The sequence below is a fragment of the Roseospira navarrensis genome (genome assembly GCF_009601025.1).
Taxonomy (GTDB): Bacteria; Pseudomonadota; Alphaproteobacteria; order Rhodospirillales; family Rhodospirillaceae; genus Rhodospira; species Rhodospira navarrensis.
In genome coordinates this window covers 1-21,910 of record NZ_WIVE01000021.1, presented here as the reverse complement: position 1 = coordinate 21,910, position 21,910 = coordinate 1, and the positions used below count along the sequence as shown (strand labels likewise).

18 protein-coding genes and 1 tRNA gene are annotated in these 21,910 nt (G+C 71.7%); 13 read left to right on the top strand and 6 right to left on the bottom strand.

From position 1 onward, the window contains the following. Positions 1–92: 92 nt before the first annotated feature. From GHC57_RS08385 to GHC57_RS08375, 3 genes are all read right to left on the bottom strand, one after another. Positions 93–671: a cache domain-containing protein gene (locus GHC57_RS08385; protein ID WP_153343129.1), complete on the bottom strand. Its 579-nt coding sequence runs from the start codon at positions 669–671 to the stop codon at positions 93–95. 42 nt (positions 672–713) lie between these two features. Next, positions 714–1,280 carry an acetate uptake transporter gene (locus GHC57_RS08380; RefSeq protein WP_153343127.1) on the bottom strand — a complete coding sequence of 189 codons (567 nt, stop codon included), beginning with the start codon at positions 1,278–1,280 and terminating at the stop codon, positions 714–716. A gap of 493 nt (positions 1,281–1,773) precedes the next feature. Further along, a tRNA-Ser gene (locus GHC57_RS08375) sits at positions 1,774–1,866 on the bottom strand. Between the two features lie 279 nt (positions 1,867–2,145). Between GHC57_RS08375 and GHC57_RS08370 the strand changes: the two genes are divergently transcribed. After that, positions 2,146–2,445 (top strand): hypothetical protein, encoded by a 300-nt coding sequence (locus GHC57_RS08370; protein ID WP_153343125.1) that lies wholly within the window; start codon positions 2,146–2,148, stop codon positions 2,443–2,445. A gap of 19 nt (positions 2,446–2,464) precedes the next feature. Here the strand turns inward: GHC57_RS08370 and GHC57_RS08365 are convergent, their stop codons facing one another. The 3 genes from GHC57_RS08365 to GHC57_RS08355 all read right to left on the bottom strand — a co-directional run bounded on the left by GHC57_RS08365 (position 2,465) and on the right by GHC57_RS08355 (position 5,180). Then, positions 2,465–2,704, bottom strand: coding sequence for a phage baseplate assembly protein V (locus tag GHC57_RS08365; protein WP_153343123.1), 240 nt, complete (start codon positions 2,702–2,704; stop codon positions 2,465–2,467). 66 nt (positions 2,705–2,770) lie between these two features. After that, positions 2,771–3,886, bottom strand: coding sequence for a toxic anion resistance protein (locus GHC57_RS08360; protein ID WP_153343121.1), 1,116 nt, complete (start codon positions 3,884–3,886; stop codon positions 2,771–2,773). Positions 3,887–3,974: 88 nt separating this feature from the next. Further along, positions 3,975–5,180, bottom strand: coding sequence for a hypothetical protein (locus GHC57_RS08355; protein ID WP_153343119.1), 1,206 nt, complete (start codon positions 5,178–5,180; stop codon positions 3,975–3,977). Between the two features lie 360 nt (positions 5,181–5,540). On the opposite strand from GHC57_RS08355, the gene GHC57_RS08350 reads away from it, so the two are divergent. From GHC57_RS08350 to GHC57_RS08295, 12 genes are all read left to right on the top strand, one after another. Then, a complete protein-coding gene (locus tag GHC57_RS08350) occupies positions 5,541–7,211 on the top strand; it encodes a signal recognition particle protein (protein ID WP_153343117.1) in 1,671 nt (556 codons plus the stop codon). 85 nt (positions 7,212–7,296) lie between these two features. Further along, positions 7,297–7,683 carry a 30S ribosomal protein S16 gene (gene rpsP / locus GHC57_RS08345; protein ID WP_153343115.1) on the top strand — a complete coding sequence of 129 codons (387 nt, stop codon included), beginning with the start codon at positions 7,297–7,299 and terminating at the stop codon, positions 7,681–7,683. Between the two features lie 24 nt (positions 7,684–7,707). After that, positions 7,708–8,352, top strand: coding sequence for a ribosome maturation factor RimM (gene rimM / locus GHC57_RS08340; protein WP_153343113.1), 645 nt, complete (start codon positions 7,708–7,710; stop codon positions 8,350–8,352). Then, on the top strand, positions 8,345–9,085 hold the full coding sequence (trmD, locus tag GHC57_RS08335; protein ID WP_153343112.1) for a tRNA (guanosine(37)-N1)-methyltransferase TrmD: 741 nt from the start codon (positions 8,345–8,347) through the stop codon (positions 9,083–9,085). The genes rimM and trmD overlap by 8 nt, the downstream gene beginning before the upstream one ends. Positions 9,086–9,232: 147 nt before the next feature. Continuing rightward, on the top strand, positions 9,233–9,670 hold the full coding sequence (gene rplS, locus GHC57_RS08330; RefSeq protein ID WP_153343110.1) for a 50S ribosomal protein L19: 438 nt from the start codon (positions 9,233–9,235) through the stop codon (positions 9,668–9,670). 533 nt (positions 9,671–10,203) lie between these two features. Then, on the top strand, positions 10,204–11,922 hold the full coding sequence (locus tag GHC57_RS08325) for a lysozyme family protein (RefSeq protein ID WP_153343108.1): 1,719 nt from the start codon (positions 10,204–10,206) through the stop codon (positions 11,920–11,922). Between the two features lie 82 nt (positions 11,923–12,004). Next, positions 12,005–12,856, top strand: a complete 852-nt coding sequence (gene dapF, locus GHC57_RS08320) for a diaminopimelate epimerase (RefSeq protein ID WP_153343105.1) — start codon at positions 12,005–12,007, stop codon at positions 12,854–12,856. Continuing rightward, entirely contained in the window at positions 12,853–14,148 is a 1,296-nt protein-coding gene (mtaB, locus tag GHC57_RS08315; protein ID WP_153343103.1) for a tRNA (N(6)-L-threonylcarbamoyladenosine(37)-C(2))-methylthiotransferase MtaB, read from the top strand. The genes dapF and mtaB overlap by 4 nt, the downstream gene beginning before the upstream one ends. Beyond that, positions 14,145–16,298: a signal recognition particle-docking protein FtsY gene (ftsY, locus tag GHC57_RS20435; protein ID WP_343031142.1), complete on the top strand. Its 2,154-nt coding sequence runs from the start codon at positions 14,145–14,147 to the stop codon at positions 16,296–16,298. The genes mtaB and ftsY overlap by 4 nt, the downstream gene beginning before the upstream one ends. Positions 16,299–16,651: 353 nt before the next feature. Then, positions 16,652–17,314 carry a VPLPA-CTERM sorting domain-containing protein gene (locus tag GHC57_RS08305; protein ID WP_153343101.1) on the top strand — a complete coding sequence of 221 codons (663 nt, stop codon included), beginning with the start codon at positions 16,652–16,654 and terminating at the stop codon, positions 17,312–17,314. A gap of 445 nt (positions 17,315–17,759) precedes the next feature. Continuing rightward, positions 17,760–20,621: a mechanosensitive ion channel domain-containing protein gene (locus GHC57_RS20430; protein WP_153343099.1), complete on the top strand. Its 2,862-nt coding sequence runs from the start codon at positions 17,760–17,762 to the stop codon at positions 20,619–20,621. Positions 20,622–20,624: 3 nt separating this feature from the next. Continuing rightward, a complete protein-coding gene (locus GHC57_RS08295) occupies positions 20,625–21,359 on the top strand; it encodes an HAD-IA family hydrolase (RefSeq protein WP_153343097.1) in 735 nt (244 codons plus the stop codon). Positions 21,360–21,910 lie beyond the last annotated feature (551 nt).

Genomic DNA, 21,910 nt, shown 5'->3' with positions numbered 1-21,910 from the left:
CCGCCGCGTTTCCCCCCGGGAAACGGGCGAGGCGACCCCACCCTACGGGCTTCGGGCCGACCGAAGACCAGCCCGACAGGGCGCCCAGGGCGTCAGGGCGCGTCCTTCTTCGGCCGCACCGCCCGTTCGGTCAGGGCGTCCAGATCCTCCAGGCTCATGGAGTCGTCATAGATGCCGGCCGCCACGCGCACGTCCGGCTGGAATGAGACCTCGGTGCTGGTGGTGTAGGAGATCTTGCGCGACGCCTTGGCCTCGCCCGGGCGCGGCCACCAGTATTCGACCCAGCCGCCCTCGGGCGACTCGCCGGCCGCGCACAGCTCCTGGAACAGCATGTTGCCCTTTTCGTCCTCCATCTGGAGGATCGGTCGGCCCACCAGATCGGGCCGCAGCGGGTGGGCGATCATGCGGTTGTCCAGGCAACTGAACACGAAGACGTAGCTGTCCTTCCACACCCAGCGGGCGTTGTTGTTGAAGTCGGCGAAGCCGGCCTGGCCCTTGTCGTGCAGAAAGCGGGCCGCCTCCAGCACCTTGGTGATGACCTCTTCGGCGGTGGCCGAGGTCTCCTCGGCGGCGGACGCGGGCGTGGGCGCGGTCAGGGTCGCGGTCAGGGTGGCCGGGGCCGCCAGCGCAATCGCCGCCGCCGCGGCCAGGCCTCTCAGGTGGTTTCGCATGGTGATCGTCTCCCGGAGTCTGGGGGGGGTGTCGCGGCGGGCTCACTTGATCCACGGGCGGCCGGCGGGCAGCAGCTCGCGGCCGTAGATCTCGTTCAGGATGATCCGGGCCATCATGTACCAGGCCGAGGCGGCGCAGATCATCAGCTCGTAGCCGGCGACCACGGTCAGTTCGGGAAAGCCGAAGTGGGCCAGGACCAGCAGGATGAACCCCAGCAGCAGCGTGGTGAACGTGAAGGCCATCGCGCCGTGAATGCGCAGGGCGCCGACCCACAGGATCGCGGTGAACATGGTCCAGGCCACCAGGAACCAGCCCACGTCCGTGGTGCTGGCCTGGAACACCTCGAAGTGGTTGCCCAGGAACAGCATGCCGAGCGCGATCCAGAACGCCCCGTAGCCGCTGAAGGCGCAATAGCCGAAGTTATTGCCGGTCTTCATTTCCTGCAGCCCGGCGATCAACTGCGCCAGGCCGCCGAAGATCAGCCCCAGCCACACCACCGGGCCCACGCTGGGCATCCAGCCGACGTTGTGGAACTGCAGGACCATGGTGGTCAGGCCGAACCCGCCCAGGCCCACCACCGCCGGGTTGCCGAGTTTCTCGTCCGCCATCGTGTTTGGTCTCCCTCGATTGCGATGATGCGTCCCCGGGGCCGAAGGCCGGTTGCCCTCGCCGCCGCCGACGCTCCGACAGGATGCCACGCCGCGCCGCGCGGAACTCGCCCATTCCGCTCACGCAACCCCCGCCTGACCGGATGCGAGCCGGACTCCGGCCGGGCCGACCGAGACGGCGGTCAGGCCGTCTCCCACGCCATTGTTGGAGTGCGGGGCCGTCTGTTGGGGGCGGGGGGCGAAGGGGCGGGCCGTTGGGGTCCGTGATCGGCGGGATTGTATCCGTCTCGCAATGAATTTGGCACAACCGCGCGATGCCGCCAAGCCGATTTCGGCGGAATCGCACGGTGTGCCCGCCGTGTTCGCGGTCGAGGGCGGGACCGCGTGTCACTATCCGGGGGGCCGCCCTTCCGGCCCACATCGGAGAGGCACGGAAGAAAACGAAAGACCCCGCACACCGTCCCATCAACGGCAGTGCGGGGCTCTTGGGAACTGGCGGAGGGAGAGGGATTCGAACCCTCGATACCGCTCTTCACGGTATACACACTTTCCAGGCGTGCGCCTTCGACCGCTCGGCCATCCCTCCACACGGTTCCGGGCTGACCCGGAGAGCGCCGGACAATACCGAAGGCGTCCGGCCGATGCAACGGCTTTCCTGCCCCAAAAAAGCTCCCGGAAAGCCCCCGGAAAGCCCCCGGAAAGCTCCCGCCGTGCCGCCGGACGCGTCGGCCCTCCCGGCGTCAAACTCCATCGACCTTGCATAAAATTGCATTGAAAAAAGCCTTGCGGAATCCGCCTGTTAGGCGCAGATTCTGGACTCCAGTCTTCACGTATCGGTGCAAAAGCCGGGGACTCAATGATTCTGATGCGATTCTTCGGATGGGTCCTGATTGCCGTGGCGTTCATCACCGCCTCGGCCGAGGCCGTGCTCGCCCTCGGGCCGGGCCCGCGCCCCGTCCTGGCGACGGGCGACATCTGGACCCTGCTGTCGGGCCTGCCGTCCGGCGCGGGCAGCACGTCCGGGCACTGGCTCGACGTGGTGACCGCCACGGTGATGATGCTGCCGGCGTGGATCGCCGTCGGCCTGACGGGTGTGATGATGGTCGTGACCGGCCGCCTGCGCCGCCGCCGCCACCGCCTGAGCGCCTTCGACGCCGGCCGTTAGCAAGGGCCGCCCCGCCGCGCTACCGCCGAGCGCCCATGACCACGGGCCGGGCGGCGTCGCCACCTTCGAACATCACCCAGACCTGGCCGCCGACCGCCGCCGCGCCCTGACCGGCGGGGGCCGCCCCCAGCGGCACGCACCGTTCCGCCCACACCGCCGCGCTCCCGCCCGTCTCGGCCACCATGACCTGGACGCGCCCGCGCGCCTCCGGATCCAGGGCATTGACCACCGTGCCCCGATACAGTCCAGCCAGCCTCATGACCCTGGTCCTCCCTTGTGTGGGCGCCGTCGGCCGACCCGGATGGCGCCAGCGGACGGTCGCCCCCTACCCCGCCGCCACCTTCGAAACCCGCTCGGCGAAGGCCCGCGTGGCGTCCTGCAGCTTGGCGCGGCTTTCCCGGCGGTACTGCATGGCCTCGGTCGCCTGCCGGTCCAGGCGCTCGATCGACCCGGCCACGCTGTCCATCATCTCCAGCAGCACATCGGTGGAGACGCCGCCCTCGCGCATCTGCTCGTTCAGCAGGTCGGCGTTCTCCTCCAACTGGCCCGCCACCTGACGCAGCACATCGTCGGTCATCTCGCGGGTGGCCTTCAGGTTCTCCAGGCGGCGGCCCTGCCGGGCCTGCTGGACGAACAGGGCGATCTGCTGGCGGATGGCGGGGATGAACTGGGTCAGGGCCGTGCCCAGCTCCTCCATCACGACGCGTTCCATCTTCAGCGTCTGATAGACGGTGGGGATGGTCGTGCCCATGATGGTGCGGGTCTTGGTCAGGTTGGTGACCACCCGGTCCCAGTGGTCCAGGCGCTCCTGCCATTCGCGCTGTTGCATGGCGTCCATGAGCTGCGCGGTCTCGGTGCCGGCCGACTCGGGCGCGCCCGCGTTCGACGGCCCCTGGGCGCGCCAGTCCTCCAGCTTGCGCTGGCCGGCCTCGACATGCAGGGCCAGCTCGCGGAAGGCCCCGGTGACCTCCTGGCCCATGTGGGCGAGGGTCTGGATGGCGATGGCGCTTTCGCGCTGGTCCTTCTCAAGCTGGGCAACCACGCGGTCCACGGTGGTCTTGGCGCTCTCGAATCGCTGACGGAACTTCTCCAGTTCCTTCTGGAAACTGAACATCATGCGGCCCACGAAGCCGTGGCTGTCCTTGCGCAGGCGATCCGCGCCCAGGCCCTTGTAGAGCATCTGAAGCTCGACCAGCTTGTCGTGGACCCCATCCAGTTCCGAGGCCGTCACGTGCGCCAGAACCCGGTCGCTGTAGTCGGCGGCCATGCGCGACGGCCCGACGGCGAAGCGGTCCGGCTCCATGCCGTCCATGTCGGCCATGATCTCCTCGATCCGCCGGGCTGTGGCGGCATCGGTCGGGTCGGGGGCGCGCATGCCCTCGGCGCCCAGCGTCTCGATGGCCTGTGCTTCGGGCCCGCCCAGATGAATCACGCCGGTCATGCCGGACTCTCCCTTTTGTCGGTCGCGTCGGATGGTCTGTTCGGACTGTATCGCAGCGCCCCGTCCCGGGCCAGAACCCGCGCGGATGTCAGGCGCGGTCGCCCTCCCGCGCCATGCGGACCCGCAGGTCCTTGACCGCCGACAGCGCGCTCAACTCGTCGTCGATGACGGCCATGCTGGCCTTCAGGCGGTCGCGCTCCGCCTGGGTGGACTTGCGGCGGGTCTCGCGCATCAGGGTGGCGAGCGCGAACAGGCGCTCGGCGACGCCGTCGGGATCGTCGAGCACCTCGCCGGTGCTCTTGATGCGGTCCACCAGCCGGGCGATGTCGGCGGCGGTGGCGGCATGGCCCACCAGGATGGCGCGGATGTCGCGGTACTTGTCGGGGTGATCCTGCAGGAAGCGGCGGGTCTCGTTCAGGATCACCGAGACGTGGATCAGCGCCTCCGACACCGTATGGCTGGGCCAGGCGATGGCCACCCGGTCGATCAGGGCGCGGTTGGCGCGGAAGGCGGCCAGTTCCTCGCGCAGCAGGTCCGGGTCATAGCCCGGGACCGCCAGCGCCGCGTCGGCGGCGGCGGGATCGGACGCCGGATCGGGTGCGGCATCGGGGGCCGGGTCCGGGTCGGGATCGGCCGAGGGGCCGGTCCGGCCCGTGCGGCCGCTCGCGTCGTCCCAGGGGCCTGCGGCCTCGGACATGGGCGCGGCATCGGCGAAGCTGGCGTCCTCGCGCGCCCTGCGCTGGCTCCAGACGCGATCCCACCAGGCCTGCCCGGCACCCGTGCCGTCGGCGCCCAGGGCCGCCGGGTCGTCCTCCAGGTCGATGCGCCGCCGGCCCCGCCGCTTGCGGAAGGGCGCGCCGGGCCGCGCGAACCAAAGCCACGCCCGCCCGCCCAGCAGCGTGCCGAGGGTGACCAGATCCAGGGTCTCGGTGGCCCCGGCGGACGGATTGAACTGCGTCGGCATGGTCAGCCAGACGATCAGCATCAGCCCGGCCATGGCGCCATAGGCGGCGGCGCCCTGTTTGGAATCGAACTGCGCGCCGGGGATCATCCAGCGCGGCCGCACCAGACTCAGCAGGGCGCAGAGGGCGAAGGCCACGGCCCAGGCCCCGAACACGCCCAGGGTGGCGGCGGTCAGCAGCGCGATGGCCACCAGGCTGCCGCCCTTGAGCACCAGTTGCAGCCGCCGTTCGTCGTCGCCGGGGGCGGGGCGGCCCCGGCCCAGGCCGACCACCGCGCGGAACAGGGACGGCACGCCCACCAGGGCGGTGATGACGGTGAAGGTTTCAAGCATCGCCGGATCGGGATCAGGGTCGGGGTGGAACCGGGCGGGAGTGCGCCCGCCGCGATCCGCGCAAGGTGCCACTTCGGGGGCGCGGCGTCACCGGAAAGGTGGGGGCGGGTCGCCGAACTGTTGACTCCCGACCGCCCGCCGCGTAGACATCGCACCGTCCGCGCGGCCCCGGCAGGGTCCGGCGGTTCTGGTCATTGACCGCACGCCAACCGCACCCCGGTTGCCCGTTCACCGCCACGGCGGTCCGTCAGTCCGCGAGGGTTCGCGCACTGGCGCCATACGTGTTTGCGTGGACGGTCCCGACGGCGGCCGGTGTGTGGCCGCCGGCAAACGCCACCGAGTCTCACCACGGGGTCCCCCATGTTCGAAGGTCTGTCCGGTCGTCTCGGCGATGTCCTGGAGAAGCTGCGCGGCAAGGGCAGCATCAGCCAGGACGACGTGAACGCCGCCATGCGCGAGGTCCGCATCGCGCTGCTGGAAGCGGACGTCGCGCTGCCGGTGGTCAAGGACTTCGTCAACACGGTCAAGACCCGCGCGGTCGGCCAGGAGGTCATCAAGTCGGTGACCCCGGGCCAGATGGTCGTCAAGATCGTCCATGACGCGCTGGTCGAGATGCTGGCCGGCCAGATCGGCGCCCAGGCCCCGGACGAGGCCGAGGACGACGGCAAGGGCGAGGGCGAGCGCAAGAAGCGCGACCGCGTCGCCGAGGTTCTCAACATCAACGCCACGCCGCCGGTGCCGATCCTGATGGTCGGCCTGCAGGGCTCGGGCAAGACCACCACCTCGGCCAAGATCGGCCTGCGCCTGAAGACGGCCATGCGCAAGAAGGTGCTGATGGCCTCGCTGGACGTGCAGCGCCCGGCGGCCCAGCATCAGCTCGCCGTTTTGGGCGAGCAGACCGGGGTGGACACGCTGCCCATCATCATGGGCCAGAAGCCGACCCAGATCGCCAAGCGCGCGCTCGACGAGGGCCGCAAGGGCGGCTACGACGTGGTCATCCTGGACACCGCCGGCCGGCTCGCCATCGACGAGGAGTTGATGGAGGAGGTCGCCGAGGTCCGCAAGATCACCAACCCGGCGGAAACCCTGCTCGTCACCGACGCGATGATCGGCCAGGACGCCGTGACCGTGGCGACCGAGTTCAACGAGAAGGTCGGCATCTCCGGCATCGTCCTGACCCGCGTGGACGGCGATGCGCGCGGCGGCGCGGCCCTGTCCATGCGCGCCATCACGGGCCGCCCCATCAAGCTGATGGGCGTGGGCGAGAAGATGGACGCGCTGGAGGAATTCCAGGCCGAGCGCATCGCCGGGCGCATCCTGGGCATGGGCGACGTGGTCAGCCTGGTGGAGAAGGCGGCCCAGTCCATCCAGATGGACGAGGCGGAAAAGATCGCCCGCCGCATGGAAAAGGGCAAGTTCGACCTGGAGGACATGCTCAGCCAGTTCCGCCAGATCCGCCGCATGGGCGACGTCAAGGGCCTGATGGGCCTGATGCCCGGCATCGGCAAGATGAAGAAGCAGATCGACGCCGCCAACATCGACGATTCGCTCATCAAGCGTCAGGAAGCCATCATCCTGTCGATGACGGTGCGCGAGCGACGCCACCCCGAGATCATCAAGGCGTCCCGCAAGAAGCGCATCGCCGCCGGCTCCGGCTCCACCGTGCCCGAGGTCAACAAGCTGCTGAAACAGCATCAGCAGATGGGCGCGATGATGAAGCAGATGAAGAAGATGGGCGGCATGAAGGGCCTCGCCGAGCGCATGGGCGGCATGTTCGGCGGCGGCGGGGGCGGCATGGGCGACATGGCCGGGCTCGCCGACATGGACCCGAAGGAGCTGGAGAAGATGGCCAAGAAGGGCGAGTTGCCCCCGGGCCTCGCCGACCAGCTCGCCGACGGCAAGATGCCGCCCGGCCTGGGCGGCGGCGGCGCCGGCCCCGCCCTGCCGGGTCTGGGTGGCGCGGGCGGACCGGGACGCTCCGGCCTCCCCGCCAACCTGCTGACCCAACGGCCGAAGGGCCGCAAGAGATAACCCGCGGCCCCGCGGCCGCGTCCTCCGTCACCCTCCCCCATTCCCATCATTGATCCACACACACCCTCAAGGAGAGCCGTTTCCCATGTCCCTCAAGATCCGTCTGGCCCGTGGCGGCGCCAAGAAGCGTCCGTTCTACCGTATCGTTCTGGCCGACTCCCGCTGGCCGCGCGACGGCCGCTTCCTGGAGAAGCTGGGCACCTACAACCCGCTTCTGCCGCGCGAGCACGAGGAGCGCATCCGCCTCAAGGAAGACCGCATCCGCCACTGGATGGCCAACGGCGCCCGTCCGACCGACCGCGTGGCCAAGTTCCTGGCCGAGGCCGGCCTGATGGATCCGCTGCCGCGTCCGGAGCAGACCAAGAAGAGCCAGCCCAAGGCGAAGGCGCAGGAGCGCCTGCGCGAGGCCCGCGAGAAGGCCGAGGCCGCGGCCGCCGCCGCTGCGGAAGCCGAGGGCGCGGCCAGCGAGTAATCGCACGCCGCGAGGAAACCGGCCATGGCCGAGCACGTCTGCCTGGGGGTGATCGTCGGGCCGCACGGGGTGCGGGGCGCGGTGCGGGTGAAGAGCTTCACCGCCGCGCCCGAGGCCGTGGCGGCGTACGGCCCCGTCTCCACCGGGGACGGGGCGCGCTCCTGGCCCATCCGGGTGATCGGCACCGCCAAGGGCGTGGTGATCTGCCGCCTCGACGGCGTGGCCGACCGCACGGCGGCCGAAGCCCTCAAGGGGGTGCGGCTGCACGTGCCCCGGGCCGCCCTCCCGCCGCCGGAGGACGAGGAGGAGTACTACCACGCCGACCTCGTCGGGCTGGCGGTGGAGCAGGAGGACGGCACCTGCCTCGGGTCCGTCCGGGCCGTGCATGACTTCGGGGCCGGCGACATGCTGGAGGTGGCCCCGCCGCCTCAGGGGGCGGACGGGGACGGGAACGGGGACGGCGCCGGGCGCCCGCTCATGATCCCGTTCACCCGGTCGGCCGTGCCGGTGGTGGACCTGAAGGCCGCCCGGATCGTGGTGGCGCCGCTGCCCGGCCTGCTGGACCCGCCGCCACCCGGCGGCGAGTCCGACAGCCCATCCGATGGCGACCCATCCGATGGCGACCCATCCGATGGCGACCCATCCGATGGCGACCCATCCGATGGCTGAGCCCGCCCCGGCCGAGGCCGCGCCCTGGACGGCCACGGTCCTGACCCTGTTCCCGGAGATGTTCCCCGGGCCGCTGGGGCACTCGCTGGGCGGCAAGGCGCTGGCCGACGGGCTGTGGGCGCTCGGGACGGTCGATATTCGGGCGTATGCGCGCGACCGCCACCGCACCGTGGACGACACGCCCTACGGCGGCGGCGCCGGGATGGTCATGCGGCCGGATGTGGTCAGCGACGCCATCGCCGCGCACCACGCGCCCGACTCGGGCCGGCGGCTGCTCTATCTGTCCCCGCGCGGGCGTCGGCTCGGTCAGCCGCTGGTGCGCGAATTGGCGGCCGGCCCCGGGGTCACGCTGGTCTGCGGCCGCTACGAGGGCCTGGACCAGCGCGCCATCGACGCCTGGAGCGAGCGGGGCGGCCTGGAAGAGGTCAGCATCGGCGATGTCGTCCTGTCCGGGGGCGAGCCGGCGGCGCTGGTTCTGCTGGACGCGGTGGTGCGCCTGCTCCCCGGGGTGACGGGCAAGACCGAGTCGCTGGACAACGACAGCTTCGAGGACGGCCTGCTGGAGTACCCGCACTACACCCGGCCCCGCGACTGGGACGGCCGCCCGGTGCCGGACGTGCTGATCTCGGGCCATCACGCCCGCGTCGCCCAATGGCGGCGGGAGCAGGCCGAGGCGATCACCCGTGCGCGCCGCCCGGACCTGTGGGCGGCGTATGCCGAGTCCGAGGGGTAGGGCGGATCCGGCGCCACGCGCCCCGGAACAAACGGTTTGCGGCCGGCGCGGCGAGGGTGTACAAGCTCACCCCTCCCGCGCGCGCGGGTCAAACATCCCTGACGCCAATGAAGACCAATCAAGATTGACGCAAAAGGACCCCTGACCATGGATATCATCCAGCAGCTCGAAAAAGAGCAGATCGACAAGGCCCTGGAGGCGCGCGGCGTCCCCGAGTTCTCGCCCGGCGATACCGTCAAGGTCCACCTGAAGGTGGTCGAAGGCACCCGCAGCCGAATCCAGGTCTACGAGGGTGTGGTGATCGCGCGGCGCAACGCCAGCTTCAACAGCACCTTCACCGTGCGCAAGATCTCCTTCGGCGAGGGCGTCGAGCGCGTGTTCCCGCTGTACGCCCCGACCATCGACCGCATCGAGGTGGTGCGTCGCGGCAAGGTGCGTCGCGCCAAGCTGTACTACCTGCGCGGCCGTCGCGGCCGCTCCGCCCGCATCGTCGAGGACGGGACCGCGACCCAGAAGGCGCTCACCCACGAGCGCGAGGTCTCCAAGGCCCGCAAGCAGGCCGCCGAGAACGCCAAGGGCGAGTAGGACCAGCGGCCATCGCATCTCATCGCGCCGACGCCCCCGGGCCATCCGGTCCGGGGGCGCTGTCGTCTGAGTCCAACGGCATCTGACGATGACCGTTGAAGCCCGTGGCCGGGTGAGGGCGTGGGCCGGTGCCGCGCGTTTCAGGATGGGCGCCCTCGGGCGCCCAGGGCGGGTGAGTCCCACGCGCCCGCCGCTGGTGTGACGGCGGCCCTTGACCCGACTCCGGGCGCCGTGCAGAGCCGAGATATCCCAAGGCGGGGTAGGAACGACCCGGCCCCGGACTCGCGGCCGGTCGCCCATTGCGGGCGGCCTTTTTGTGCTGCAAAAACAAGGCCTTGGCGGGCTTTCCGTAAAATGCCCCTCAACTGGCCGCGCCACGTTCTCCCCGCGCGTTAACGGGTCATCCACCCTTTTGTCCACATGCTGGGGACTGCGGGCGTGGGACGGAGTCGTCGCCGCGCCCCGAGCATTCGGGCGGGGGCCGGCCCCAGGACGGGGCCGCCCCGGCGGACACCAGACGCGGGGACAGGGCCGTGACGGGACTGACCACACCATCGCTTCCCCAGCAACTCGCGGCGAGCGTCCAGATCGGCAATCGCACCGTGGGCGGCGATGTGCTCACGGGCATCCGGGACGCCAGCGTCAAGACCGGCGTGGACTTCGCCTACATGCTGGCGAAGGCCAATCAGGAAAGCGGCTTCCGGCCCGATGCCCGGAACCTGCGCGGCACCGCCAGCGGGCTGTTCCAGTTCACCCGCGACACCTGGCTCGACACCCTGCAGCGGCACGGCGCCAAGCACGGCCTGGGCGACATCGCCGCGCGCATCCACACCGACAGCCGGGGCCGCCTTGGCATCGCCGATTCGGAGCTGGAACAGAACGTCCTGGCCCTGCGGCGCGACCCGGGCCTGTCGTCCATCATGGCCGCCGAGTACGCGGCCGAGAACAAGCGCCACCTGGAAGCCTCGCTGGGCCGTCCGGCCGGCACGACCGACATCTACCTTGCGCACTTCCTGGGGCCGGGCGGGGCCGTCACCTTCCTGACCGCCGTCGGTCGCACCCCGGACCGCCCGGCGGCCGACGTGCTGCCCGAGGCCGCCCACGCCAACCCCGGCCTGTTCCTGGACCACGGGCGGCCGCGCAGCCTGCGCGAACTGCACGGTCTGCTGGATGCCACCATCAGCGACGCCATGCGGCGGTTCCAGGGCGTCGAAAGCCTGACCCGGCCGCCCGCGCCGCCACCGGCCGCCAAGCCGACCCCGCCCGCGCCCGAGGACATGGGCGCCACCCGCAGCGCCCAGGCCGGGCCGCCGGTCGCGCCCGGGGCCAAGCCGGTCCCGCCGGGCTTCGAGGACATGGGCGCCGTCCGCACCGCCGAGGTCGGCCCGCCGGTCGCGCCCGGCGCCAAGCCCGCCGCGCCGCCACCCGAGGACATGGGCGCGACCCGCGTCGCCGACGCCGGTCCGCCCGTGCCGCCGGGGCCGCGTCCGCTGCCGCCCGGCGTCGAGGCCCCCGCCCCGTTGCCCGTGGAGCCGCCGCCGACGCCCGTCGCCCCGCCGCCGGAGATCCGCATGGCCGAGGCCGACCCGGCGCCCGCCGCGCCCGGAATGCCCGTCGCGCCCATCGCGCCGGCCGGGACCGAGTCGGCCTCCACCATCGCCCGCGTGCTCAGCGCCACCCGCGCGGTGGAGGACGCCAGCGCGGCGCGTGGGTTCAGCCTGCCCGGGGCGTCCGCCGTGGCCGTGGCCGCGTTGCTCGACTCCATGAGCGGCCCATCCGCGCCGGCCTCGCCGGCGAGTCCGGCCGCCGCGCCCGCCCCCGTGGCCGCCCCCGTGGCCGAGCCCGCCCCGGCGCCGTTGCCGCTGCCCGGCATGGATGCCGATGCGGACGTGCCCTTTCTGGCGCTGGCCCGCACGGCGCGCGGCCTGTTCGAACCCGACGCCGCCCCCTGGCCCGCCCCGACCGCCGGAACCGATGCCGCGAACACCCGGGTTCTGGCCGTGGGCGGCGCGGTCAGCACGCGCGACGGCGCGGCCGGCCTGACCATGGAGGTGCCCGGCCTCGCCGCCGTCGAGCCCGCCGCCGGGGCTGCGCAGACGGCCCGGGCCGAACCCGACCCCGCGCCCGCGCCGACGCCTGCCCCCGAGCCCCCGCGCGACACCGCGTTGCGCGCCGCGCCCGCGGACTACCTCACCGGGGCCGAGGCCACCCGCGCCATCGCCGCGATCCTGGGCCGGCACCGCTCCGGGTGATGGGGCCTGATCCGCGCCGGCCTTCGTTTCCAGATCGGAGCCCGCCCTTGCCCCGCTCCCGGCCGCGCCCTATAACCCGGCCATGACAGACGCGGGCGTTCCGTTCCGGAAGATGCACGGCCTGGGCAACGATTTCGTGGTCGTTGACACCCGGACCCATCCGCTCGCCCTGACCGACGCCCAGGCGGCCCGCATCGCCGACCGGCGCGCGGGCGTGGGCTGCGACCAGCTCGTGACCATCGAGCCGCCTCGCCCAGCGTATCCCGGCAGCGCGGCCTTCATGGGCATCCGCAACGCCGACGGCGGCGTGGTGGAGGCCTGCGGCAACGCCACCCGCTGTGTGGCTCACCTGCTGATGGACGAGGCGGGCGCCGAGACCGTCACCCTGGGCACGCTGGCCGGGCCGGTGGTGGCCACGCGCGCCGCGGATGGTCTGGTCCGCGTGGACATGGGCCCGGCCCGCACCGACTGGGCCGCGATCCCGCTGGCCGAGGCCCGCGACACCCTCCATGTGAACCTGGGCGTGGCCCCGTTCTCCGACGCGGTGGCGGTCAGCATGGGCAATCCCCACGTGGTGGCCTTCGTGGAGAACGCCGAGCGGGTGGACCTGCGCGGCATCGGCCCGGTGATCGAGCACCACGCCCTGTTCCCGAACCGGGTCAACGCCGAGGTGGTCTCGCGCCGCCCGGACGGCACCCTGCGGATGCGCGTGTGGGAGCGCGGGGCCGGCATCACCCGCGCCTGCGGCACCGGCGCCTGTGCCGTGGCCGTGGCCGCCATCCGCCGGGGGCTGATGCTGCCGGGCGCGGTCACGGTCGTCCTGGACGGCGGCCCGCTGGTCATCGACTGGGCGGGCGGGGATGCCCCGGTGCTGATGACCGGACCCGTCGCCACCGCCTTCACCGGCCACCTGAACGGGAGCCTGCTGTCATGAGCACCGCCCCCGGCCCCCGGCTCGTCACCTTCGGGTGCCGCCTGAACGGCTATGAAAGCGAGGTCATGCGCGACCACGCCCGCGCCGCCGGTCTGGATGACGCCGTCATCATCAACACCTGCGCGGTGACCAAGGAGGCCGAGCGTCAGGCCCGCCAGGCCATCCGCAAGCTGCGGCGCGACAATCCCTCGGCCCGCCTGATCGTGACCGGCTGCGCGGCGCAGCTCGATCCGGCGCGGTTCGCGGCCATGCCCGAGGTGGATCGGGTGCTCGGCAATGACGAGAAGCTGCGCCCCGAAAGCTACCGCGCCGACGCCGGGGACCTGATGGTGACGGACATCATGGAGGCGAAGGAGACCGCCGGGCACCTCATCACGGGGTTCGAAACCCGCACCCGGGCCTTCGTTCAGGTGCAGCAGGGCTGCGATCACCGCTGCACATTCTGCATCATTCCGTACGCGCGCGGCCCCAACCGCTCGGTGCCGCTGGGCCGGCTGGTGGAGCAGGTGCGCACCCTGGTCGAGGGCGGCACGCGGGAGGTCGTGTTGACCGGGGTGGATATCACCTCGTACGGCGCCGACCTGCCCGGCACGCCCTCCCTCGGCGAGACCGTGGCCCGCCTGCTGGCGCTGGTGCCGGACCTGGCCCGCCTGCGGCTGTCCTCGCTGGACCCGGTGGGCGTGGACGCGGCCCTGCTGCGGCTGGTGGCCGAGGAACCGCGCCTGCTGCCCCATCTGCATCTGTCGGTGCAGGCGGGGGACGATCTGGTGCTCAAGCGCATGAAGCGCCGCCACCGGCGCGCCGATGTGGTGGCCCTGGCGGCGCGGCTGCGGCACCTCCGCCCCGGGTTGGCGCTGGGGGCCGATCTGATCGCCGGCTTTCCCACCGAGACCGAGGCCCAGGCCGCCAACACCCGGGCGCTGGTGGACGAGGCGGACCTGAGTCACCTGCATGTCTTTCCCTACTCCGCCCGCCCGGGCACCCCGGCGGCCCGCATGCCGCAGGTGCCGGGCGACGTGGGCCGGACGCGCGCGGCGGCCCTTCGCGCGGCGGGCGAGGCGCGCATGGCGGCGCGGCTGGCCGGGCGCGTGGGCGGCCCGGCGACCGTGCTGGTGGAGACTCCCGGCTTCGGCCATACCGAGGACTACCTTCCGGTGGACCTGGACGACGGCGGGTCTGCGGCGCCCGGAACCGTGGTGCCGGTGCGCCTGACCGGCGCGCGGGACGGGCGGCTCAGCGCCGCGCCCGACGGGCGCCAGACCGGAAGCTCAGACGAGAGGATGTCGGCGTGATCTGGGGCTTTGGCAAGAAGAAGAAGCAGCAGCGCGAGGAAGAGGACGCCCGGCGCCGCGCCGAGGAAGAAGAGGCGCGACGGCGCGAGCGGGCGGAGCTCTGGGCCCGGGCGGAGCAGGAAGCCCGGGAGCGCGAGGAGGCCGAGGCCCGCGCCCGCGCCGAGGAAGAAGAGCACCGCCGTCACGAGGCCGCCCAGGCGCAGGCCCGGGCCGAGGCGGAAGAGCAGCGCCAGCGCCAGGAGGCGGAGGCCCGGTTCCGCGCCGAGGCCGAGGCGCGCCGCCGCCGCGAGGAGGCCGAGGCCCGCGCCCGCGCCGAAGAGCAGGAACGCCAGCGCCAGGAGGCCGAAGCCCGCGCTCGGGCCGAGGAGCAGGAACGCCAGCGCCGGGAAGCGGACGAAGCGCAGGCTCGCGCCGAGGCGGAAGACCAGCGTCGTCGAGAAGAGGCCGAAGCCCGCGCCCGCGCCGAGGAGCAGGCGCGCCAGCGCCGGGAAGCCGCCGAGGCGCAGGCTCGCGCCGAAGCGGAAGAACGTCGTCGTCGAGAAGAGGCCGAAGCCCGCGCCCGCGCCGAGGAGCTGGCGCGCCAGCGCCGGGAAGCCGCCGAGGCGCAGGCCCGCGCGGACGCGGACGAGCAACGCCGCCGCGAGGAGGCCGAAGCCCGCGCCAGTGCGGAAGAGCAGGAGCGCCAGCGCAAGGACGCCGCCGAGGCGCAGGCTCGCGCCGAGGCGGAAGAACGTCGTCGTCGTGAAGAGGCCGAAGCCCGCGCTCGGGCCGAAGAGCAGGAGCGCCAGCGCAAGGACGCCGCCGAGGCGCAGGCTCGCGCGGACGCGGACGAGCAACGCCGCCGCGAGGCGGCCGAGGCGGAACGCCGGGAGGCGGCCCGGCTTCTGGCCGAGGCGGAGGCTCTCGCCCGGGCCGAGGAAGAGGAGCGCCGACAGCGCGAGGCCCAGGCTCAGGCCGAGGCCCGCCGCCGCCGGGAGGCCCAGGAGGCCGAGGCGAAAGCCGAGGCCGAAGCGCGACAGGAGGCCGAGGCGAAAGCCGAGGCCGAAGCGCGACAGCAGGCCGAGGCGAAAGCCGAGGCCGAGGCACGATGGCAGGCCGAGGCCGGAGCGAAGGCCGCAGCCGACGCGAAAAGGCCGGCTGACGCGAAAGCCGGCGCCCCGGCGGCGGACGCGGTCGCCGATCCCAACCTCCACCACATCGAGTGGGGCGAGACGCCGAAGAAGAAGAAGGGCGCGGGCGGCGGGTTCTTCGCCCGGCTGCGCGAGGGGCTGACCCGCTCGTCCACCAAGATCTCGAAGGGCATCACCGACCACATGGTGACCGCCCGCCTGGACGACGAGGCGCTGGAGTACCTGGAAGATGTGCTCATCCAGTCCGACCTGGGCGTGTCCACCGCCAACGATCTGATCCAGTCCCTGTCCCGCGCCCGCTTCGGCGCCAACCCGACCGAACAGGAGGTGCGCGAGCACTTCGCCGGTGAACTGGCCACGCTGATCGAACCCGTGGCCGTGCCCCTGGCCATCCGGAAGCAGCCCAAACCGCATATCGTGCTGGTCGTGGGCGTGAACGGCTCGGGCAAGACCACGACCATCGGCAAGATCGCGCGCCAGTTGACGGACTGGAACATCAAGGTCTCGCTGGCGGCCGGCGACACCTTCCGCGCGGCGGCGGTCGAGCAGCTCAAGATCTGGGGCGAGCGCACGGGGGCCCCCGTCATCGCCCGCCAGACGGGCGCGGACGCCGCCGGTCTGGCGTTCGACGCCATCCAGGAGGCGCGCACGCGCGGCGACGACGTGCTTCTGATCGACACCGCCGGGCGGCTGCAGAACCGCACCGAGCTGATGGATGAGTTGAAGAAGGTCGTCCGCGTCATCAAGAAGCTGGACGAGACCGCCCCCCACACCGTGCTGCTGGTGATCGACGCCACCGTGGGCCAGAACGCCATGCAGCAGGTCAAGGTGTTCCAGGAGATGGTGGGGGTCACCGGCCTGGCCGTCACCAAGCTGGACGGCACCGCCAAGGGCGGCGTGGTCATCTCGCTGGCGCAGGCGTTCAAGCTGCCGATCCACTTCGTCGGCATCGGCGAGGCCGTGGAGGACCTGCGGCCGTTCCGGGCGGACGAATTTTCGAGCAGCCTGATGGGTCTTTAGGCGCCCGTCCGGGGGCTCCGCGCCGCCTTCCCGCCCCGCTTTGGACCCCGGGGCGACTCGGGGCGGATGCGCGGCACCGGCTCGGGGCAAGACCCGGCCGCTCGACCGCACAACTCCTGATGTTGTTCGCCTCCGGCTGAGAGAAAACGCCAGGAAACCGTTCGTCGGCGGGCGCCTTTTTAGGGTGCGGAATGAAACGCGCGCGCCCTGGTCGTTTGCGGGTCTATCCTGGAAGACATACTTGAAGCGTCGGAGACTTGGTCGTATCTTTACGCTAACGAAATTGGCTTGCCGGCGCCGTCGGACCTTCGGGGTCCAACAGATGCAGCCGGATGCGACGGGGGTTTTTGACGATGGTCAAGGGTATCCTTGGAGCCGCCGGGCTCGCGGCGGTCATGACCTTCGGGGCGGCCGGCGGGGCCCAGGCGGCGATGGCCACCTGTCCGGATACGGCCGCGACGGACGACCGGGAGTTTTCTCTCGCCAGCGCCGATGTGGCGAGCATCGGATGCTATGCCTTCGGCGACGGCAACGACAAGCTGGACAAATTGCCCGGCTTCACCGGCACGCTGCTGGACAAGAGCGACAGCAACAGCGACGGGACCATGCCGCTGCTGCTGGGCAAGACGGACGAGAATGATCTGCAATCCGGTCTGTACGGCACGTTTTCCTTCATCGTGCCCACCGGCTACGACACGCTGTACATCTCGTTCAAGTCCGGGCAGGGCGGGAAGAAGAACGACGGCAATCCGGACTATGCGGCGTTCTCGGTGGATGTCGCGGCGCTGGCCTTGTCCACACTGTCGTTCAACTGGGCCATCGGCTCCGGGCACGAGGATTCGCCCTACACCGCCTTCAACGCCATCGACAGCGACCTGAATCAGGCCCTGTCGCATGTCAGCGTCTACGGCGATCCGTCCGTGGTGCCGCTGCCGGCCGCCGGCTGGTTCCTGCTGACGGCCCTGGTCGGTCTGGCGGGCACGCGCTGGCTGAACAAGGGCCGCGCCGCCGCCTGACGGCCGCACCAACACCAACGCTTACGCGAACGCCCCCGGCACCCGCCCGGGGGCGTTCTTCGGTCTGCCCGACCCCGCCCGGACCCTGTTCATGCGTTTCATACTGATCGGCGACGAACCGGACTCGTCCGGTTGATCGCCTCCGCCGCCCCGCCCGATTGCCCGGCCCGATGGCCCCAGGGGCCTTGCGCCGCCCCCGCTGGATCGGGGATGGTAACGGCAGACCACAGGCAAGGCGCCCTGCCGAAGGCGGGTCCGCCGCCCGCCCCCTCGACGCGCTTCCAGGGAACAGGATGAGGCTCACCGCGTCGGGACGCGGACCGGGGCCGAACGGGCGGATGAGTCCCGCGCATCCGACGCCGGGATATGGAGGCCCCGGACCCGGGCATCCGGTCCGAGTGGGTGGCCCTGTCCCCGATCCCCGCCGAGACGGAGATGATCCGACGTGACGCCACCACGCCGCCGCCCACCGCACCGGCTCCCCCGGCTCCCCCTGCTGCCGCTGCTCGGCCTCCTCTGCCTCCTCGCCGTCCTGTGGGGCGGCCCCTGGATGCCCGCGCCGGCGGCCCAGCCGCTGCCCGAGGAGACCCAGCGCGCGCTCGGGGCCATGCTGGAGGATCGCCGCGCGGCCGCCGAGGCCGCCGCCGCGACCCAGGCGGACGGCCCGCCGGGAGAAACCGCGCCCGCCGCATCCGCCCCGCCCCAATCGGCGGCCGCCGACGGCGCGGCCCAGGCCCCCTCAGAGACCGCGCCCACCGCGAACGCTCGACCCGGCGCGTCCCCCGCGCCGCCCGCCGACCCGAGGGGCCCCGATCCTGTGCCCCCCGATGCCGCGCCCCCCACTGCCTTTGAAGAGGCCGCCAATCTGGTCGCCGTGCTGAAGGATCCCGAGGCCCGCGCGGCCCTGATCGAGCTGCTGCGGGTCAGCGCGCCGGACGCGCCGCCCTCGGCGGGGGAAGCCCGTGGCGCCGACGGACCCGGCGCCGCCGACGCCGCCCAGCCCGCCAGCCCGCCGACGCCCGGGCGGGGTCTGGCCGGCATGGCGGCGGCGGTATCCTCGGTCATGTCCGGCGGCGGCAGCGGCGACTCCGGCGGCGGCGGCGGCGAAGGCAGCGGCGGCGCATCGGACACGGCGGCCGCGCCGGACGGCGCCACGACAGGCACGGGCGACCCCCCGGCCGAGTCCACGGACACGGGCTCGGCGCTGCCCATTCCCGCGCCGGACATCACCGCGCTGACCGAGTTTTTCCACGACCTGTACGAGGACGTCGTCTCGACCAGCGGCATCACCACCCAGATCCCGGAAATCTGGACCTGGCTGGTGGTGCAGTTCGAGGACACCCAGCGCGGTCTGTGGCTCAATCTCGCGTGGCAGATCGGCGCCGTGGTGCTGGCCGGTCTGACGGCGGCCGTCCTGCTCCGGCTCGCACTGGGCGGCGCCATGCGCCGGTTGCGGGAAAAGGCGACCGACACCGGGACCAGCCGGCGCGTGATCCTGCTGGTCACGCATCTGGTGCTGGCCCTGCTGCCGATCAGCGTCTTCGCCGCCGCCGCCCAGGCCATCATGCCGGTGATCGACGCGCCGTGGCGGACCGAACTGGTGGCGGCCGTGGTGGTCACCAGTCTGGTGATCCTGCGCGGTCTGGATATCGTGCTGCGCGCCGGCCTGTCGCCCGCGAACGCCGACCTGCGCCTGATCCCCGTGGGCGACGAGACGGCCCGCCTGCTGTTCCGGGGCCTGCGCTGGACCGCCCTTGCGCTGGTCCTGAGCTATCTGATGGTGGAGGTGTCGCGCCTGCTCGGCATGCCCCCCGGAGGGCGCACGTTGCTCGGCCACGTGGCCGGCTTCATCGTGCTGGTGCTGGTGGTGCGGACGCTGATCTCGCTGCGCAGCGTGGGCAAGGCCGCGATCCGCCGGATCCCCGTTCAGACCGGGGGATCCGCGCCCTGGATCAGCGGCCTGCAGAGGGGCCTGGCCGACATCTGGCACATCCTGGCGACCGCCTATGCCATCGGGATCTTCTTCGCCTGGATCATCGATTCGGAACAGTGGTTCGCGGTCGCCGGCTGGGCCACCGTCAAGACCGTCCTCACCCTGTTCGTCGCGGTGCTGCTGCTGGAGCGAGTCCAGAAACTGCGCGACGCAGCCGCCCTGCGCCTGCACGGCGCCTCCAAGCTGGACCGCGCGGCCCGCGACCGGGGCCGGCGTTATGTGGGCATCGGCGCCGGTGTGGCCCGCCTGATGGTGGCCCTGGTGGCCCTGGTGCTGGTGCTGGATTCCTGGCACGTGGGCGCGACGTCCTGGCTGACCATGGGCGGCGGCCAGCGCCTTGTCACCATGGCGCTGAACCTTCTGCTGGTCCTGGCCATTGCGATCGGCCTTTGGGAGGGCGTCAACCACATGATCCAGCGCTATCTGACCTCGACCGATGCGGACGGCAAGGTGGTCGAGCGCGGCCAGCGCGAGCGCACGCTGCTGCCGTTGCTGCGCAACGTGCTGACGGTGTTCCTGGTGGTGGTGGCCTCTCTGATCGTGCTGTCCGAAATCGGCGTGGACATCGCCCCGCTGCTGGCCGGTGCCGGTGTCATCGGTCTGGCCATCGGCTTCGGCTCGCAAAAGCTGGTGCAGGACGTCATCAGCGGCGTGTTCAACCTGCTGGAGGACACCATCGGCGTCGGTGACGTCGTGCAGGTGGGCACGCACGCGGGCGTGGTGGAGGCCATGTCCATCCGCTCCATCCGGCTGCGCGACCTGTCGGGCAACCTGCACACCATTCCGTTCAGCGCCGTGGATACGGTCACCAACATGACCAAGGACTTTTCGTACTACCTGATGGAAGTCGCCGTCGCCTATCGGGAGAACACGGACCAGGTCACCCAGATCCTGCGGGAGATCGCCGCCGGGCTTCAGCAGGACGACGAATACGGCCCGGTCATCCTGGAAGCCCTGGAGGTGCTGGGCGTGGACGGCTTCAAAAACTCGGCGGTCATCATCAAGGCGCGCATCAAGACCAAGCCGATCATGCAGTGGTGGGTGGGTCGCGAGTTCAATCGCCGCATGAAGCACCGCTTCGACGCCGAGGGCATCGAGATCCCGTACCCGCACATGACGCTGTATTTCGGCGTGGACAAGCAGGGCAATGCGCCGCCGGCGCACCTTCACGTGGACCGGCTGGCGGCCATGGGCGAGCATGCCACCCGGCCCGGGGCGGTGGCCACGCCCGGCACGCCGCTGGACGCCAATCCCTCCGGCGCGGCGGTCGGGCTGCCCGATCCCGACGGCAGCGGACCCGGGGAGGGGCGCTAGACCATGGCAACTCGTGGGCCGCTTCAGGGGCTGCTGTTCGATTGCGACGGCGTGCTGGCCGACACCGAGCGGGACGGCCATCGCGTCGCCTTCAACCGGGCCTTCGCCGAAATCGGGCTGGGGTGTGCGTGGACAGAGGAGACCTACGGCCCCCTCCTGACCACGGGCGGCGGCAAGGAGCGGATGAGTCGGTACTTCGACGAGGCCGGCTGGCCGGTGGCGGACGCGGACGCGGACGCCCGATCCGCCCTGATCGCCGACCTGCACCACCGCAAGACCGGGCTGTATCTGGACCTGATCGAGGCTGGCGCGATCCCGCCGCGTCCCGGGGTGGCGCGGCTGGTGGACGCGGCGCTGGGGGCCGGTGTGCCGGTGGCGGTGTGCTCCACGTCGCACGAGCGCGCGGTGGCGGCGGTGGTGCGGGTATGCCTGGGGCCGGAGCGCGCCCGGCGCATCCCCGTGTTCGCGGGCGACTGCGTGGCGCGGAAGAAGCCGGACCCGGCGGTCTACACCCTGGCGGCGGAGACCCTGGGCCTGGACCCGGCGCGCTGCGTGGTGGTGGAAGACAGCGGCATCGGCCTCGCGGCGGCCAAGGGCGCCGGCATGCGCTGCCTGGTCACGCCTTCCGCCTATACCCGCGACGAGGATTTTTCCGCCGCCGACCGCGTGGTGCCGGACCTGGACACGGGCGGCGTGGACCTGGCGACCTGCGCGGCGCTGGTTGGGGCCGGGCGCTGATCCGGCCTCCCCGACCTGGCCACCCTGTGTCGAGGGAGTCATTCTCATCGGTGCGCCGGATCAGATCCTGGCCCAAAGCAAACTGTGGGGTCCTCGCGGGAACGGGGGGCGGCCGCGCATTCCGGTTTGGAAAGAGGTCCAGAAAAAACGAGCGATATCAAAACGACAAAAGAGACCCTCTGAAAAAAACTTTAAAACCTGCGGACGCATTGAAAGAACACACCATCAATACCATATTGTAAACGCTGGCAAATCATTGTCCGCATGGCCCGAAAAGGGGCAGTCATGTCTTTCAAATCATTCTCCCAATCGCAGCCCAGCGCAAACAAGGACAAGCCGGACGACAAGGCGGCGGGTTCGCCGGCCGCCGGCAAACCAGTTGCCCAGCCCCCCGGGAAAGGGAGCGACGTGGCGTCGGCACAGAAGCCAAAGTGACCGGACTCGGAGGGGGCCGCCCCTCCACCCGCCTCCCCGCTGCCGGGATCGTCGCGACGTGGAGGTCTCCCATGACCGTCCGCACATCCAAGAAAACCGTCACCTTCGCACACCCC

Excerpts from the sequence above, each read along its gene's own strand:
- GHC57_RS08385 (WP_153343129.1), bottom strand. The coding sequence starts at position 671 with ATGCGAAACCACCTGAGAGGCCTGGCCGCGGCGGCGGCGATTGCGCTG.
- GHC57_RS08380 (WP_153343127.1), bottom strand. The coding sequence starts at position 1,280 with ATGGCGGACGAGAAACTCGGCAACCCGGCGGTGGTGGGCCTGGGCGGG.
- GHC57_RS08370 (WP_153343125.1), top strand. The coding sequence starts at position 2,146 with ATGCGATTCTTCGGATGGGTCCTGATTGCCGTGGCGTTCATCACCGCC.
- GHC57_RS08365 (WP_153343123.1), bottom strand. The coding sequence starts at position 2,704 with ATGAGGCTGGCTGGACTGTATCGGGGCACGGTGGTCAATGCCCTGGAT.
- GHC57_RS08360 (WP_153343121.1), bottom strand. The coding sequence starts at position 3,886 with ATGACCGGCGTGATTCATCTGGGCGGGCCCGAAGCACAGGCCATCGAG.
- GHC57_RS08355 (WP_153343119.1), bottom strand. The coding sequence starts at position 5,180 with ATGCTTGAAACCTTCACCGTCATCACCGCCCTGGTGGGCGTGCCGTCC.
- GHC57_RS08350 (WP_153343117.1), top strand. The coding sequence starts at position 5,541 with ATGTTCGAAGGTCTGTCCGGTCGTCTCGGCGATGTCCTGGAGAAGCTG.
- rpsP (WP_153343115.1), top strand. The coding sequence starts at position 7,297 with ATGTCCCTCAAGATCCGTCTGGCCCGTGGCGGCGCCAAGAAGCGTCCG.
- rimM (WP_153343113.1), top strand. The coding sequence starts at position 7,708 with ATGGCCGAGCACGTCTGCCTGGGGGTGATCGTCGGGCCGCACGGGGTG.
- trmD (WP_153343112.1), top strand. The coding sequence starts at position 8,345 with ATGGCTGAGCCCGCCCCGGCCGAGGCCGCGCCCTGGACGGCCACGGTC.
- rplS (WP_153343110.1), top strand. The coding sequence starts at position 9,233 with ATGGATATCATCCAGCAGCTCGAAAAAGAGCAGATCGACAAGGCCCTG.
- dapF (WP_153343105.1), top strand. The coding sequence starts at position 12,005 with ATGACAGACGCGGGCGTTCCGTTCCGGAAGATGCACGGCCTGGGCAAC.
- mtaB (WP_153343103.1), top strand. The coding sequence starts at position 12,853 with ATGAGCACCGCCCCCGGCCCCCGGCTCGTCACCTTCGGGTGCCGCCTG.
- GHC57_RS08305 (WP_153343101.1), top strand. The coding sequence starts at position 16,652 with ATGGTCAAGGGTATCCTTGGAGCCGCCGGGCTCGCGGCGGTCATGACC.
- GHC57_RS08295 (WP_153343097.1), top strand. The coding sequence starts at position 20,625 with ATGGCAACTCGTGGGCCGCTTCAGGGGCTGCTGTTCGATTGCGACGGC.